We start from the raw sequence: 14,588 nt of genomic DNA on the forward strand, positions 1-14,588 counted from the left end.
GGGTGCGGCTTTCCTTTGGCACTGCAGGCTGGCGGTCGTGATAGGCCGCCAATGAGGAGATGGAACTGTGACTTACGAAACTATCCGCTACCAGGTCGAAAACGGTATCGCCACGGTGACGCTTAACCGTCCCGAGGTTTTCAACGCAATGAATTCGCTGATGATGAACGAGCTCATTGCGCTGTTTGATGAGACTGACCGAGATGATGCTGTGCGCGTCGTCGTGGTGACGGGGGAGGGCAAAGGTTTTTGCGGTGGCGCTGATCTTTCGAAAGGCGCTGATATCTTCGACAAGGACAAGAACGGCAGCGCTGAAAAAGACACACCGATTCGCGCCGACGGCTCGTTCGACTACAGCAAAGAGTCGGCGCGAGATGGCGGTGGCAGGCTTGCGCTGCGCATTTTTGACAGCCTCAAACCGGTGATCGGCGCCATCAACGGTGCTGGTGTGGGCATTGGGGCGTCCATGCTGCTGCCAATGGACATCCGCATTGCAAGCGAGAAAGCGCGACTGGGCTTCGTCTATGCCCGTCGGGGCATCGTGTTCGAATGCTGCTCGTCCTGGTTCCTGCCCCGTATCGTGGGCATTACCAAGGCGCTTGAGTGGAGCTACAGCGGGCGCGTCATGCCAGCCGATGAACTCAAGGCCGGCGGCCTGGTGAGTGAGGTTGTCGCGCATGAACAACTACTGCCGCGGGCCTACGAAATTGCCCGGGAGATTGCCGACAACACCGCCCCGGTCTCGGTCGCACTCATGCGGCAGATGGCCTGGCGCAGCCTCGGCATGTCACACCCCATGGAGGCCCACCGTATCGAAAGTCGGGGCATCTGCACCCGTGGCCGCAGCCCGGATGCCAAGGAAGGGGTGCAGTCATTCATGGAGAAACGCCTGCCGGAGTTCGCCTGCAAAGTCTCTGAAGACATGCCGGATTACTTCCCATGGTGGGACGAGCCCACTTACTCCTAATCCTTGAAAACCCAACAATAACGCTCGGTCCACACCAGCGTCCAAGGACTCAGAATATGAAAACTGCGATTACCGAACTGTTCGGCATCCAATACCCGTTACTTAACGCGGGGATGGGCAGGGTCGCGTTTCCGAACATGGTTGCGGCTGTCTCGAATGCTGGCGGCCTTGGGGTATACGGTGCTGGCTCCAATCCCCCCGAAGTGACGCGCGCCGCCATTCGGGAAATTCGCGCCTTGACTGACAAACCCTTTGGCGCCAACGCGCCACTGGCGTTGCCTAACGGCATGGCTAACGCGAAGGTCATGCTCGAAGAAGGTGTGCCCGTCATCAATTACTCGATGGGCAAGGGCGACTGGATCGTCAAGGCCGCGCATGCCTACGGCGGTAAGGTCATGGCGTCGGTCAGTGATGTCAGGCTGGCGCAGCGGGCAGAAGCCCACGGCTGCGATGCGGTGATTGCTGCAGGCTATGAGGCCGCCGGGCATGCGGGGGAAATCGGCAGCTTCGTGCTGATCCCACGCTTGGCTGAACTTCTGGGTATCCCTATTATTGCTGCGGGTGGCGTGGCCAACGGAGCCGGTCTGGTGGGGGCCCTAGCGCTGGGCGCTTCAGGGGTGTCCATGGGGACTCGGTTCTGGGTCACCCAAGAGGGCCCAATGCATGCCAACTTCAAGAACAAAGCCTTGGAGCTTGATGTGCAGGACACCATCTTCTCGGACCGGTTCGATGGCATCCCCTGCCGCCAGATGAAAACGGCAGCCGCCGAGCGTATGGTCAATGCGAAGATGTTGAATATCTGGGAGATTTTTCTCAACTCATTCACCATCGCCAAAGAGCTGAACACGCCTTGGCTTAAGCTCGTGAAGCACACGCTGTCGCTGGGGCCGCGCCAGATCGAGTCAATGATGCGCATGTCCAAGATGCTGCAGATGCATGGTTTGACCATGTCTACCGGCGACCTGGATAAAGGCATGACCGCTTCAGGCCAGTCGGTTGGCTTGGTTCACGACTTGCCCACCATCGACGATTTGATCAAGACCATCATTGCCGAAGCCGAAGCCGTGCAGCGCCGGCTTGCGCTGCAGATACCCGTCGATGGGGTAACCTCGCAACCCGAAATGCGCTTGGTTACCCCGCGCACCTAGGTCCGCCGGTTTACGAAAACGCCCCCGGAGCCAAACTCCGGGGGCGTTTTATTTGCAGCGCAGGTTATTGGCTTTAACTCTGCTTGCGTTTTTGTTGCTCGATGAACTGGGTAGCGATGGCGTGGTGTTCAGGGCTGACGGTGGCAGCCAACTGGCGGCCAAGTGTGGCGTCGAGCACTTGTGCTGCGCTGTTGTGCAGGTGCAGGTTCATCAGCTTTTTGGTCTCGCGCAGCGCTTGGGTCGGTTGCTTGAGCAGCTTTGCGGCCAATGCCCGCGCTTCATCAAGCAGTTTGTCCGGTGCTACCACGCGATTGGCCAGGCCGAATTCCACGGCCTGCTGTGGGGTGATCCGGTCACCCGTGAAAATCAGCTCCTTGGCGCGTAGCAGGCTGGTGTAAAGCGGCCACGATACCGAGATACCGTCACCCACCACCAGCCCGATATTGATGTGGGGCTCGGCTATGAATGCAGTTTCAGAGATCAGCACAATGTCGCACAAGGTGGCCATCGTCGCCCCCCAGCCAACGGCCGGCCCATTGACGGCGGCGATGATCGGTATCGGCAGGTCAATGAAGCTGTGGATGGTACGGCGTGAGTTCTCCTGCACGCTGCGGGCGAAGTCGGTATCGTCCAGCGTCTTGACGAAATGGTTCATGTCGCCGCCTGCGCTGAATGCGCGCCCTGCGCCAGTCAGGATGGCGACCTTGGCCTCGGGGTCTTCTGCCAGGGCACGAAAAAGCTTGGGGTAAGAGAACAGCATCTCGGTAGTTGATGCGTTCAGATGGTCGGGCCGGTTGAGCGTAATGATGCGCAGGCCGCCCTCGGCGGTGACCTGGATGTCTTCGGGAAGGTCGTAGAGATTGGTCATGGTTGTACTCTTGTTGTTGGTGAACCACGAGCGATTTCGGTCAGGCGTCGATCTGGATCTCTGCAGCGTGGCGCTCAATCCAGGTAGCGAAAGGCGTCAGCACGATGCCGCGATCGCCCAGTGCTTGAGTGAGCGCCGGGATATCTGCGCGATAGCCCACTTCGTTGGTCCACTCCTGGGAACGCACCCAGCCGGCGAACAACCCGGACTCGACTGCCTGCTCAGGGCTCACGGACTGGGCTGACACAGGTTTGCCCAGCGCCTGAGACAGCGCGCTTGCCACCTCTTCCATGGTGAGCGCTTCGACCGCCAGGTCGATGTTTTTACCTGCAAAATGCTGCGGATCCTTGAAGGCGGCATGAGCAAGCTTGCCGACATCGTCTGCTGCGACAAGCTGCATGCGTGTAGCGGGGGCCAGGGCCGTGATGATCTGACCTTGCTGCAAATGCGGGAACATGTAGCGGGCTTTGGGCTGAGCGAAGTTGTCCATCATGAAAGCTGGCTTCAATACCGTCCAATGGTTGAAGCCGGCGCTGCGTACGGCCTCTTCCACGTCCCATTTGTCAGTCCAGTACTTTTGCCACCAGTAATCACTGCCCCAGCGTGGAAATGCGGTGTGCTTGCCCGCTTCGCAGACCGAGGTGTGAACGAAATGGGTCACTCCTGCGACTTTGGCCGCTTCAATCAACGCATACCCATGACGGCGCTCTGAGTCTGTTTCGGCAGCGTCGGGTACCTGGACCGAAAATACGCCCGATGCACCCGTCACAGCGCTGGCTAACGAGGCTGCATCCTCCATGTCGCCCGTTACCGCTTCAGCACCAGCGGCGACCAGGGCTACAGCCGCTGGCGAGTCAGGATTGCGCGTTAGAAAGCGCACGCGAAAATGCTCTGCAAGCAGCGCTCGGGCAGTGGCGCCGCCTTGTGCACCAGTGGCCCCGGTAACGAGGATCAGGGGTTTGATCGCTGACATTGATAACTCCATAGGTGATGGACAAAAGGGTGTTTCAGTCGGCCGCGACTGCAAGTTGTCTGGCCAACTCAACCAGCTGACGGCCCTCGGCCATGAGTCTTTCTTCTGGCCACTCTGCAGCAAGGCCTGATGCGGAAAGCGCGTAGACAGTGCCGCTGCGCAATGAGCGGATGGGTACTGCCACCGCATTGAGGTGCTCGTGGATCACGCCAATGCTGGTGATGAACCCATGCTGCGCATACTGCGTACACGCTTGGTCGAGCAGGGCGCGCACGCTGGGCATTGCCTTGGGGTCATGGTGCTCGAGGGCCTCGAGAACCTCGTTACGCTCATCCGTATCGTAAGCGGCAAAGCATGCCCAGCCGGTCGGCGCGGTGGCGAAAGGGCGCCGGGCGCCCACGGGGTCGTTCATGTACACGAAGTCGCCATGTGTGCGCTGGATGTACAGCATCGACAGGCCGTCGCGAACGGCCAGTGACGTACCCAAACGCAGGTTGTCGGTCAGCGCCTGCATATGTGGCAGGGCAACTTTCGGCAACGACTGCCGCACGAGGGCTGCATAACCCAGCGCCAGCGCAGGCAAACCGAGCGCCATGCGGTTGTTTTCGCCCGCGCATACGATGAAGCCCTCTTTGCTGAGGGTATGGCAGAGCCGCCAGACCGTAGGCTGCGGGAGACCTGTCATGCGCACGATTTCCTGGGGTGTCAGCTCGGGCTGTTCGTGGCTGAAGCATCGCAATATCTGGAGCCCGCGGGCCAAGGCGGTGACGTACTGGCGATCTTTCTCGCCCTCGGGTATCGGTTTTTTCGAAGATTCTGAACTCATTAACTTGCGCTCGACTGAGGTGATCGGAGTATAGTCTAAATTCACGATGTGGATACAACATTTGCACAGCGAATAAAAATAGAAGGGAACAGAATGACCGTATCTTCCTTGTTTGACCTGCGCGGCAAAGTGGCAATCATCACCGGATCCAGCCGCGGCTTGGGGCTGGCCAGTGCCAAAGGTATGGCAGAGCATGGCGCCCGGGTAGTGATCTCCGGCCGCAAAGCCGAAGCCTGTGAAACTGCTGCGGCCGAGATTCGGGCCGCAGGCGGTGAAGCGATCGCGGTGCCTTGTAACATTGGCAGCAAGGAAGAGTTACAGCGTTTGGTCGACACTGCCATGGCCCAGTGGGGGCGCGTGGATATTGTCATGGCCAATGCTGCGATCCACCCCTGGATTGGTTCGGTGCTGGACTTGCCGGAGGCAACCTTCAACAAATTCATGCAAGTGAATGTGCAGAGCAGTATCTGGCTGGCACAAATGACCATGCCGGGCATGCTGGAGCGCGGTTATGGGCGTTTCATCGTCGTGGCCTCCGTTGTCGGCCTGTTGGGCGACCCGGTCACCGGGACCTATGGCTTGACCAAGGCGGCTGATATGCAGCTGGTGCGCAATATGGCCAATGAATTCGCCAGCAAAGGGGTCACCGCCAACTGCATTGCCCCGGGCACCTTCAAGACTGAAATGGCGCGGTCGCAGTGGGAAGACGAGGCGATGGTGCAATGGTACCGCGGGCGCAACCCGTCCCAGCGCTTTGGCGAGGTCGAAGAATTGGCGGGCCTGGCCGTATTGCTGGCATCGCCCTCCGGTGGCTACATCAATGGCCAGACCATTGCGGTCGACGGCGGCCATACGATTTCCTTCCGCTGAGCGAGGCTACCCATGAATTTTGAACCCAACGCAAACAGCGAAGCTTTCCGAGAGGAAGTCCGCGCCTTCTTGCGCGAGCACCTGCCTGCCGACATGGCGTGGCGCGGCCAGCAAGGCTACTTGCCGGGCGATGATGACTCGCTGAAGTGGACAAAAATCCTGCATGAGGCCCGCGGTTGGTCAGTGCCGTTCTGGCCGAAGGAGCACGGCGGCACCGACTGGACTGCAGAACAGCGGTACATCTTTGAAGAGGAGTGCTACCTCGCCGGTGCGCCATCGCCCAACCAACAAGGCGTGACACTGGTTGGCCCGGTGATCTGCGAGTTTGGCAGTGACGAGCAGAAGCGCCGATTCCTGCCGGCAATACAAAAAGGTGAAGTGTATTGGGTGCAAGGGTTTTCGGAGCCTGAAGCGGGGTCGGACCTTGCGTCGTTGCGCACCACTGCAGTTCGCGACGGCGACCATTACATCGTCAATGGCCAGAAGATCTGGACCAGTAATGCAATTTGGGGGCAGTGGTGCTTTCTGCTCGTGCGCACCGACACTGAAGCCAAACCGCAAAAAGGCATCTCCTTTTTGCTCGTCGACCTTGCCACGCCTGGGGTGACGGTGCGGCCGATCACCAGCCTGGACGGTTGCAACCACTTGGCCGAGGTGTTCTACGACAACGTTCGGGTGCCTGTAGAGAATCTGGTGGGCGAGGAAAACAAAGGGTGGGGCTACACCAAGTTCCTGCTGTTCAACGAGCGTGCGTTTCTCGGTGCCGAAGCGCCGGCGCTCAAGCGCTACCTGGCCAAGATTCGCCGCTATGCCTCGCAGGAGCGCGCTGGCGCGCTGCCGCTGATACAGGACCCGACGTTCGCCAACCGCTTGGCCGAATACGAGCTGGAGGTACTGGCAATTGACATGGCCGTCAAGCGGGTGCTGCACCTGGGGGTTAGTGAGCAGACCGGAGGCATGGCGATCGGCTCGATGCTGAAGGTCCGCGGGTCCGAGCTGCACCAGAAACTGACCGAGATGCTGGTTGAGGTGCTGGGTGACTACGGGGCTGTCTACTACCCAGACCCGAACGAGGACCGCGCGCTGCGCGATCAGCGATTCACGGGCCCAGTATTCGCGCCGGGCATGGCTGCTGAACTGTTCTATCGCCGGGCTTGTTCGATCTACGGTGGGGCTGCCGAGATACAACGCAACATCATCGCCAAGGCAATGTTCAATCTTTGAGGGGGAGTAGCATGGATTTCAATCTGAGCGATGAGCAACGCATGCTCCAGGAAAACGCCCGGCGCTTCATGGAGAGGGATTACGCCTTCAGCAGGCGCCGGGCCATTGCCACCAGCGGCGGTTTCGAACCGCAGGTCTGGCGGGAGTTTGCCGACATGGGCTGGTTGGCCGCAGGCATCCCCGAAGCGTTTGGCGGTGTAGGCTTCGGTCCGGTGGAAACGGCAATCCTTGCAGAAGAGATGGGGCGGGGTTTGCTGCTTGAGCCGTACTTGCATGGTTGCCTGCTGCCCGCAGCGGTGCTGCGGCATTGCGCCGATGAGGCGCAGCAAGCCGAACTACTGCCCGCCATCGGTTCGGGTGAAATATTGATGGCAGTGGCTTGCAGCGAGCCTGAATCCCGGGGAGACGTGGCGTGGGTAACGACGACAGCGCAGCGACGGGGTGACGGCTACATCTTGAATGGTCACAAGAGCGCAGTGGTCTGCGCCGCGCAAAGCGATCGGCTGCTCGTAGTCGCCCGCACAGCCGGGGAGCCAGCGAGCATCGAAGGCCTGTCACTTTTTGTTCTGGAGCGGGATACCCCTGGCATGTCACTGGAAACGGTGCGCTTGCTTGACGGAACACCGGCTGCGGATTTGCGCCTCGACAATGCAGTCGTCCCGGCTGATGCCCTGCTGGGTAGGGAAGGCCACGCTTATGTCGGATTGCAACGGGCCATTGATGAGCTGATCGTGCACCAGTGTGCAGAAATCGTAGGTGGGATGGAGGATGTGCTTGCTCTATGCGCCGACTACCTCAAGATCCGAAAGCAGTTTGGGGTGCCGATTGGCAGCTTCCAGGCGCTTCAGCACCGTATGGCCGACATGGCTATCGAAACCATGCAGGCGCGCGCTAGCCTACATCGGGGCTTGGCTATGCTGGCGGGCGAGGCTCCAGTGCACGAGCGCAGCGCCCAGATATCAGGTTGCAAGGCACAGGTCATGCGCGGCGCAAAATTCGTCACCGCGCAGGGTATACAGCTGCATGGCGGCTACGGGTTGACGGAAGAGTTCAGGGTGGGTCATCACTACCGCCGCCTTGTGCTGAGCAATGCGTGGTGGGGCGGGTTGGAGTATCACCTGGCGCGCTACACGCGCTCAATCCAGGGTATCGGTGCTGCTGCATAGCAAGGGTGCAATCGGGGCCTGCCGGTATGCCGGCGGGCCCTTGGCAAGTGGACGAGCGAATCAGTGCTTCAACTGGCCCGATGCCTCAGCGGCGGTTTCCAGTAGCAATGGCCGCAAGTCATTGAGCTTATGCTGCATCCGTTCAGCAGGCGCTGCGATCACCAATGCTGCGGCGACGGTGCCATCAGTGTCAAAGACGGGGGCGGCAATACCAGCTGCGCCCTCGCTGAGCTCGCTGATACTGATGGAAATACCACTCTCGCGGATTTCCTTGAGCTGCTTCTTGAGTGTGCTGCGATCTGTGACGGTTCTCCAGGTCATCGCCTTGAGCTTGGCAGTGCGCAGGTAGCGCTCTTGCGTTTTTTCGTCTTGGTAAGCCAGGAGCAATCTGCCAGGTGCCGTGCAGTGCAGTGGCCGAGGTGCGCCCAATGGCGATACGTAACGCACGGGGTTTTGCGAGTCGATGCCATCGATATGGGTGACCATTTGGGTCTCCATGTCGATCACGGACAGGTAGATGCTTTCGCCGGTTTTGCCTGCGAGGTCGTGCAGGTACGGGCGCATCATCCTGGAGAAATTTCGGGTGGCCAGGATGTTGCCGGCCAGGCGGTAGATGAATGGCCCAAGGTGGTAACGGCTGGTCGTGTGGTTCAGGTAGCCCTCGGCAACCAGCGGCCGCAGCAACGTCAGCAGGCTGCTTTTGGGAGACTCAAGGGTGCTGCTGAGCTCTGCCAGTGACATGCCGTCCGGGGATTTGGCGAGGACCTCAAAAAGACCAAGAATTCGGGTGACCGATCGAGGGCCCAGCGAAGCTGGCGTTTCAGTGGCGTCCACTTCATCTTCCCTTTTTTTCATGAATTAACCCTTGTGGGTGAAATTGTTGATGCAGTGGGCACTGGGCGGTGCCTTGCAAGTCACGTGCAGTATATCAAATACCGTTCAGTTGTGATCCTCCATTTAGACTAGGGCCGATTTTGTCCTGCGCACCGCTATTCATCTCGCTTGCAGCATATAGTATGGGCGTGACGCTATCCCTGGATGGTACTTAGTAACCTACCTAAGGTTTGCTTATAGGAACGACGTTCATTATTATGACCTTGAAGCTGACTGGCTTCGAGCTGTCAGCAATGTATGGCCCTAGGCGCAATTTCAGCGCGCGTACAACGATACGGAGCAAATCATATGGCGGTTATGGTCGAAGGTAAGGTCGTTTTGGTGACTGGTGCCGGCGGTGGTATCGGGCGTGATATTGCCTTGCTGATGGCGCAACATGGGGCCAAGGTCGTGGTCAATGATGTCGGCGCCTCGGTATCGGGGGAGGGCGCAGATGTGGGCCCGGCCCAGCGCGTGGTGGACGAAATCATTGCTGCCGGTGGCGAGGCCATGGCAAATACGGACAGTGTCTCGGACCAGGCGGGCGCTGCGCGCATGGTTGAGCAGACGGTGCAACGATTCGGCAGGATCGATTGCGTGGTCAATAATGCGGGCATTCTACGTGACCGCTTCTTCCACAAAATGAGTGCTGAGGAGTTTGACGCGGTGCTCAAGGTTCATTTGTACGGGTCGTTCTACGTCAGCCGCGCCGCCGCTAACTACTTCAAGGAGCAGGAGGCAGGCTGCTTCATTCACATGACCTCTACCTCAGGCCTCATCGGCAACCTGGGCCAGGCCAATTACAACGCCGCCAAGCTGGGCATCATGGCCTTGTCCAAATCCATTGCGCTGGACATGGAGCGGTTCAATGTTCGTTCGAACTGTGTCGCGCCCTTCGCCTTCAGTCGCATGATTGGTGCCATCCCCACCGACACGCCGGAGCAGCAGGCGCGGGTCGAGAAAATCAAGCAGATGACACCCGCCAAGATCGCCCCTATCTGCGTCTATTTGGCCAGCGACCAAGCCCAGGCTGTCAATGCGCAGGTCTTTGCCGTGCGCAACAATGAAATCTTCCTGATGAGTCAGCCTCGTCCGATCCGTTCGGTCCAGCGGTCCGAGGGCTGGACGCCTGAGTCCTTGGCTGAGCACGGCATGCCTGCCCTAAAGGGCTCGTTCGTACCCGTCGAGCGCTCGGGTGATGTGTTCTCCTGGGACCCTGTTTGAGCCCAGCGTCATGACACTGGCAAGGCCACTTCGCCTATATTGATGATGCGCCCGGACAGGGCAGCGAGATGAGGACAGCAATGAATCTTTCAAGCTACGAAGCGCTCAAGCTAGAGCGCAATAACGGCATCCTGACGATTACCCTGAATCGGCCGGATACGCTCAATGCCATTGACGACGATATGGATAAAGAGCTGTCGAGAGTGTTCATCGAGGCGGGCCATGATGCCGATACCCGGGTAATCGTTCTCACGGGCGCAGGGCGTGCGTTCAGTGCCGGTGGTGATATCGAAGAAATGCAGAAGGTCATCGATGAACCTCAGCGCTTTTTCGATAGCATGCGCCGGGGCAAGCAGATCGTTTTTTCGATGCTGGACTGCCAGAAGCCCATCATCGCCAAGATCAATGGCCATGCCATTGGCCTGGGCGCGACCCTCGCGCTGTATTGCGATATCAGCTACGCGGCGTTGCCGGCCAAGATTGGTGACCCACATGTCGCTGTCGGCTTCGTTGCGGGCGACGGTGGGGCCGCGATCTGGCCTCAATTGGTCGGGTTTGCCAAAGCCAAAGAGTACTTGCTCACCGGCGATGCCTTGACTGCTGAGCTTGCCGAAAAAATCGGCCTGATCAATTACGCCGTTGCCCCCGAGGCGCTGGATGATCGGGTTCAGGAAATGGCCACGCGGCTCGCAAACGGCGCAGCTTACGCCATCCAGTGGACCAAGGCGTCGATGAACATCGTGCTCAAGCAAGCGGTGACATCCGTCATCGACGCCTCGCTGGCCTATGAGGCATTGTCGAATTTGACAGAAGATCATCAGGAAGCGGTCAACGCGTTCCGTGAAAAGCGCAAGCCAGTCTTCAAAGGCCGTTGATCGCAGTCAAACTCGGTGGGTTCAAAACAAAAGGCCGCATTGCGGCCATTTGTTCAGGTGGGAACAGCTTGATCCACTGTTCCCGCCGCAGCTAGTAGCGTTCGAAGATTGCAGCCAGCCCTTGGCCACCGCCGATGCACATGGTTTCCAGACCGTAGCGCCCTTGGCGTCGCTGCAGCTCATGCAGCAGTGTGGTCAACATGCGCACGCCCGTCGCACCAATGGGATGGCCCAGCGAGATGCCAGAGCCATTCACGTTCAGCCGTTCGGTGTCATGCCATTGCCACCCCTTCAGCACCGCCAGTACCTGGCAGGCGAACGCTTCATTCAACTCGACCAGGTCCATCTGCGCCAGACTCAGGCCAGTCCTTGCCAGCAGTTTGTGCACGGCGGGCACCGGGCCTATGCCCATTTGCGAGGGCTCGCAACCCGCAGCGGCCCAGCCAACCAGAAAGCCCATGGGTTCCAGCCCCAATTCGGCGAGCTTGTCCTCGGCGACCACCAAGCAGGCCGCTGCCGCGTCGTTTTGCTGACTGGAGTTGCCTGCAGTCACGGTGCCGTCACGCACCAGTGTGCGCAATTTGCCCAGGCTTTCCAGGTTGGCATCGGCACGGATACCTTCATCGCGACTGAATAGAAGGGGTTCGCCCTTGCGTTGCGTCACACTGACCGGGACGACTTCGGCTTCGAACCGGCCTTCGGCCCAGGCTTGTGCTGCTCGACGGTGGCTTTCAATCGCGTAGGCATCGCTGGCCTCACGGCTGATGCCATAGCTGCGGGCAAGATTTTCTGCCGTTTCGATCATCCCGGAGATGAAGCCGAAGCGCTCTTCCGGTTGAGAGCGTTCACGCCCACGCTCGAGGCGGTCATGCAGCTTGACCGTACCAGCCCGTGAGCCCCAGCGCATATCGGTGCTGTAGTACTCGATATTGCTCATGCTCTCGACGCCACCAGCGACCACCACATCAGCAGCGCCGGTTTGTACCATCATGGCAGCACTCAATATCGCTTGCAGTCCGCCGCCGCAGCGCCGGTCCAACTGCATGCCCGGGACTTCCACCGGCAGGCCTGCCTGCAGACCGATCCAGCGGCCCACGCAAGGGGTTTCGCTGTTGGCATAGGATTGGGCGAAGACGATATCGTCGATACGCGCGGGGTCCAGGCCGCTTTTGTTCAAAACTGCGTTCACTACATGGGCGCCGAGTACCTCTACGGCAAGTGGCCGCAGGCTACCCCCGAAAGTACCAACGGGGGTTCGCAGGGGGGCGACAATTGCTGCACGTCTCATGGTGGGCTCCTGTTGCCAGCTAAAGGCTGGCGGCGTCTCGTTTCAGTTGTTCGCGATAATCGGGGTGGGCAATTTCAATCATGCAGCGGGCACGCTGGCTGAGGCTCAAGCCGCGCAGGTCGGCAACGCCGTATTCGGTTACGATCAACCCCGCGTCGCTGCGCGGGGTGCTGACTGGGCCACTGAGTTGGGAAACGATACGGCTGCGCGCCCCGGCAGTGGAGGGCAGGGCAATGATTGGCAGGCCGCCCCGGGACTGTCGTGCCCCGCGCAGGAAGTCGACAGCGCCACCGAGCGCGCCAATGTAGTTGCCACCCACGCTTTCAGCGTTGATTTGCCCGGTCAGGTCAACCTCGATTGCCGAGTTGATGGCCACAAATTGATGTTGAGCCGCGAGGGTTTGTGCGCAATGGGTGTAGGCGGTAGAGCGCATGCGGATGGACGGGTTGCAATGAGCGAAGCGATGAAGCGCCTCACTGCCCATCAGTACGCCCGCCACCGTGACCCCTTTGTCCTGGCTCTTGCGGGAATTGGTAATCACGCCGTTCTGCATGAGGTCGGCTACTCCATCGCCGATAGTCCCTGAGTGAACGCCAAGCTCGCGATGGCCGTGCAGGGCATGAAGCACGGCTTCAGGGATTGCACCAATACCCAGTTGGAGGGTGGAGCCGTGCTGGATACGCTCGGCAACGCGCTGGGCGATGTCGCGCTCTACCGGGCCGGGCGCTATGGCTCGGCTTTGCAGGGGAGGACGGTTGGTGTGCACGATCAGGTCCAGTTCTTTGGCGTGCAGGTAGCGCTCGCCATACGTCCAAGGGCACGCCTGGTTCACTTCGGCAATGACCAGCCTGGCTTTTTCCAATGCTGGCAGAAGGTACTCGTGGGCAAGTCCCAGGCTGTACCGCCCCAATGCGTCTGCGGAAGCCAATTGCAACATCAGCACATCCACCTGCAGAAGGCCTTGGCGGATCAGGCTGGGAAACTCGGAATAATGGCTTGGCAGAATCTGCAGTGCACCCGCCTTGGCGAGCGCCCTGTTCTCGCCGCTGCCGCAATATGAGAGAAACTCAACACAGTCGGCATGTTCGGGGCGACAGGTGTCGCTGTCGGTTATCCCGAGGAAAACACGAAAATTGCCGATACGCTGACGCTGTTGCATCAAAGCCTGGGTTAACGCCAAGGGCTCCGCATTGGCCTGCCCCCACATCACGGTATCACCGCGCTTTACCAGGCCGCTGAGGTCGAGTGAATGTTCGCTAGCCAGCAATTCAGTCATGGTCATTTTTCTTGTGGGGGTGAGTCAGTTGGCCGAGACGGCTCATGGCATTGCGTGCGTCATCGATGATGTCGTCAAAGATGGCTTCAACAGGTTTGATGGCGTCGGCGAACACCACAGCAGGGCCGTAGTCGAGCATGCCCAGGCGGCTGTCGCCGCTTCTGTAGGCCTCGGTTGCCAGGGCGCCAACCACGTGAGGTCGGTACTGTTCGAAGTCGTTGGCCCCAGTAGCATCGAGCGCAGCAACGGCTTTGGCGCTTTCGTTGAGGAGCACCCGGTGATGGTCCCGCAGGCCGGTCTTGACCACGATGCTCTCAGTGCCGTCGCCGCATACCACCTGGGTTTTATAGGCCTCATGGATTGCCAACTCCTTGGCCACCAGCATGCGTGAACCCATGAGGATGGCGTCGGCACCCATGGCAAGCGTGGCCGCCAGCTGCCGGCCAGTGCCTATACCTCCGGCAATGACGATCGGGACGCTGAGTTCGGCTGTGGCCTGTGCGGCCTGGACCATGCTGCTGATGCCATGAATGCCGGGGTGACCGCCGCAGTCGTTACCGACCACGATCACCGCATCAACGCCTAGCCGTGCGGCACTGCGCGCATAACGCACGGCGGGAACTTTGTGCAGGACCTTGATGCCCGCATCGCGCAGTGCCGGTAGCACTGCCTCGGGGCTCGCGCCAGCGGTTTCCACGCACTTCACGCCTTCTTCGATAAGCACCTGTATCTGCCGCTCAAGGCGTTGGGCTCCGCCGGCCTGGCGAGAAATATACAAGTTGACCCCAAAGCCTTGGCCACCTGTGAGATGGCGGCAGCGCAGCAATTGCTCGCGAAACATCTCCGGGTCCGGGAAGCCGGCCGCGACCAGGAATCCCATGCCGCCCGCATTGACCACCGCAGCTACATACTCGGCGTCGGCAAGTGCAGGGCCCAGGCCGCCACACAGGATCGGGTGACGAATGCCGAGAAGTTCTGTGATGCGGGTAGTGAACAGTGCTTCTCGCATT

At 59.8% G+C, this 14,588-nt stretch carries 14 protein-coding genes; 7 read left to right on the forward strand and 7 right to left on the reverse strand.

Going from position 1 to position 14,588, the window contains the following annotated elements:
- Positions 1-67: 67 nt before the first annotated feature.
- Together ACIP1G_RS02375 and ACIP1G_RS02380 are read left to right on the forward strand one after the other, a co-directional pair.
- A complete protein-coding gene (locus tag ACIP1G_RS02375; protein ID WP_400733328.1) occupies positions 68-967 on the forward strand; it encodes a crotonase/enoyl-CoA hydratase family protein in 900 nt (299 codons plus the stop codon).
- A gap of 56 nt (positions 968-1,023) precedes the next feature.
- Positions 1,024-2,115: an NAD(P)H-dependent flavin oxidoreductase gene (locus ACIP1G_RS02380; RefSeq protein ID WP_400733330.1), complete on the forward strand. Its 1,092-nt coding sequence runs from the start codon at positions 1,024-1,026 to the stop codon at positions 2,113-2,115.
- 73 nt (positions 2,116-2,188) lie between these two features.
- Here ACIP1G_RS02380 and ACIP1G_RS02385 read toward each other — a convergent pair whose 3' ends face one another.
- From ACIP1G_RS02385 to ACIP1G_RS02395, 3 genes are read right to left on the reverse strand one after another with little or no spacing between them, the layout of a single operon-like run.
- A complete protein-coding gene (locus ACIP1G_RS02385) occupies positions 2,189-2,983 on the reverse strand; it encodes an enoyl-CoA hydratase/isomerase family protein (RefSeq protein ID WP_400733332.1) in 795 nt (264 codons plus the stop codon).
- A gap of 40 nt (positions 2,984-3,023) precedes the next feature.
- Entirely contained in the window at positions 3,024-3,956 is a 933-nt protein-coding gene (locus tag ACIP1G_RS02390) for an NmrA/HSCARG family protein (protein WP_400733335.1), read from the reverse strand.
- A 34-nt stretch (positions 3,957-3,990) separates the two neighbouring features.
- The gene (locus ACIP1G_RS02395; protein WP_400733337.1) at positions 3,991-4,827 is read right to left on the reverse strand and encodes an IclR family transcriptional regulator; all 837 of its coding nucleotides are present in this window, start codon (positions 4,825-4,827) and stop codon (positions 3,991-3,993) included.
- Positions 4,828-4,875: 48 nt separating this feature from the next.
- Here ACIP1G_RS02395 and ACIP1G_RS02400 point away from each other — a divergent pair, with 48 nt between their 5' ends.
- The 3 genes from ACIP1G_RS02400 to ACIP1G_RS02410 are packed head-to-tail and all read left to right on the forward strand — an operon-like array spanning position 4,876 to position 8,042.
- Positions 4,876-5,652 carry an SDR family NAD(P)-dependent oxidoreductase gene (locus ACIP1G_RS02400; protein WP_400733340.1) on the forward strand — a complete coding sequence of 259 codons (777 nt, stop codon included), beginning with the start codon at positions 4,876-4,878 and terminating at the stop codon, positions 5,650-5,652.
- Between the two features lie 12 nt (positions 5,653-5,664).
- The gene (locus ACIP1G_RS02405) at positions 5,665-6,876 is read left to right on the forward strand and encodes an acyl-CoA dehydrogenase family protein (RefSeq protein WP_400733343.1); all 1,212 of its coding nucleotides are present in this window, start codon (positions 5,665-5,667) and stop codon (positions 6,874-6,876) included.
- A gap of 11 nt (positions 6,877-6,887) precedes the next feature.
- Complete coding sequence (locus ACIP1G_RS02410; RefSeq protein WP_400733346.1) at positions 6,888-8,042, forward strand: acyl-CoA dehydrogenase family protein; 1,155 nt, start codon at positions 6,888-6,890, stop codon at positions 8,040-8,042.
- A 60-nt stretch (positions 8,043-8,102) separates the two neighbouring features.
- Here ACIP1G_RS02410 and ACIP1G_RS02415 read toward each other — a convergent pair whose 3' ends face one another.
- Positions 8,103-8,897, reverse strand: a complete 795-nt coding sequence (locus ACIP1G_RS02415) for an IclR family transcriptional regulator (protein WP_400733348.1) — start codon at positions 8,895-8,897, stop codon at positions 8,103-8,105.
- Positions 8,898-9,224: 327 nt separating this feature from the next.
- Between ACIP1G_RS02415 and ACIP1G_RS02420 the strand changes: the two genes are divergently transcribed.
- Together ACIP1G_RS02420 and ACIP1G_RS02425 are read left to right on the forward strand one after the other, a co-directional pair.
- Complete coding sequence (locus ACIP1G_RS02420) at positions 9,225-10,139, forward strand: SDR family oxidoreductase (protein WP_400733350.1); 915 nt, start codon at positions 9,225-9,227, stop codon at positions 10,137-10,139.
- A gap of 80 nt (positions 10,140-10,219) precedes the next feature.
- Positions 10,220-11,014: an enoyl-CoA hydratase-related protein gene (locus ACIP1G_RS02425; RefSeq protein WP_341798474.1), complete on the forward strand. Its 795-nt coding sequence runs from the start codon at positions 10,220-10,222 to the stop codon at positions 11,012-11,014.
- A 91-nt stretch (positions 11,015-11,105) separates the two neighbouring features.
- Here the strand turns inward: ACIP1G_RS02425 and ACIP1G_RS02430 are convergent, their stop codons facing one another.
- Genes ACIP1G_RS02430 through ACIP1G_RS02440 form a run of 3 tightly spaced genes read right to left on the reverse strand, consistent with a single transcriptional unit; the run spans position 11,106 to position 14,587 of the window.
- Complete coding sequence (locus ACIP1G_RS02430) at positions 11,106-12,302, reverse strand: acetyl-CoA C-acetyltransferase (RefSeq protein WP_400733353.1); 1,197 nt, start codon at positions 12,300-12,302, stop codon at positions 11,106-11,108.
- A 19-nt stretch (positions 12,303-12,321) separates the two neighbouring features.
- A complete protein-coding gene (locus ACIP1G_RS02435) occupies positions 12,322-13,578 on the reverse strand; it encodes an acetyl-CoA hydrolase/transferase family protein (protein WP_400733355.1) in 1,257 nt (418 codons plus the stop codon).
- Positions 13,571-14,587, reverse strand: coding sequence for an NAD(P)H-dependent flavin oxidoreductase (locus ACIP1G_RS02440; protein ID WP_392510161.1), 1,017 nt, complete (start codon positions 14,585-14,587; stop codon positions 13,571-13,573). Before ACIP1G_RS02440 ends, ACIP1G_RS02435 begins: the two co-directional genes overlap by 8 nt.
- Position 14,588: the final 1 nt, after the last annotated feature.

The sequence above is a fragment of the Pseudomonas sp. NPDC089392 genome, assembly GCF_044749595.1.
GTDB lineage: Bacteria > Pseudomonadota > Gammaproteobacteria > Pseudomonadales > Pseudomonadaceae > Aquipseudomonas.

Coding starts and splice junctions, on each gene's coding strand:
- ACIP1G_RS02380 (WP_400733330.1), top strand. CDS start 1,024: ATGAAAACTGCGATTACCGAACTGTTCGGCATCCAATACCCGTTACTT.
- ACIP1G_RS02385 (WP_400733332.1), bottom strand. CDS start 2,983: ATGACCAATCTCTACGACCTTCCCGAAGACATCCAGGTCACCGCCGAG.
- ACIP1G_RS02390 (WP_400733335.1), bottom strand. CDS start 3,956: ATGTCAGCGATCAAACCCCTGATCCTCGTTACCGGGGCCACTGGTGCA.
- ACIP1G_RS02400 (WP_400733340.1), top strand. CDS start 4,876: ATGACCGTATCTTCCTTGTTTGACCTGCGCGGCAAAGTGGCAATCATC.
- ACIP1G_RS02405 (WP_400733343.1), top strand. CDS start 5,665: ATGAATTTTGAACCCAACGCAAACAGCGAAGCTTTCCGAGAGGAAGTC.
- ACIP1G_RS02410 (WP_400733346.1), top strand. CDS start 6,888: ATGGATTTCAATCTGAGCGATGAGCAACGCATGCTCCAGGAAAACGCC.
- ACIP1G_RS02415 (WP_400733348.1), bottom strand. CDS start 8,897: ATGAAAAAAAGGGAAGATGAAGTGGACGCCACTGAAACGCCAGCTTCG.
- ACIP1G_RS02420 (WP_400733350.1), top strand. CDS start 9,225: ATGGCGGTTATGGTCGAAGGTAAGGTCGTTTTGGTGACTGGTGCCGGC.
- ACIP1G_RS02425 (WP_341798474.1), top strand. CDS start 10,220: ATGAATCTTTCAAGCTACGAAGCGCTCAAGCTAGAGCGCAATAACGGC.
- ACIP1G_RS02430 (WP_400733353.1), bottom strand. CDS start 12,302: ATGAGACGTGCAGCAATTGTCGCCCCCCTGCGAACCCCCGTTGGTACT.
- ACIP1G_RS02435 (WP_400733355.1), bottom strand. CDS start 13,578: ATGACTGAATTGCTGGCTAGCGAACATTCACTCGACCTCAGCGGCCTG.
- ACIP1G_RS02440 (WP_392510161.1), bottom strand. CDS start 14,587: ATGCGAGAAGCACTGTTCACTACCCGCATCACAGAACTTCTCGGCATT.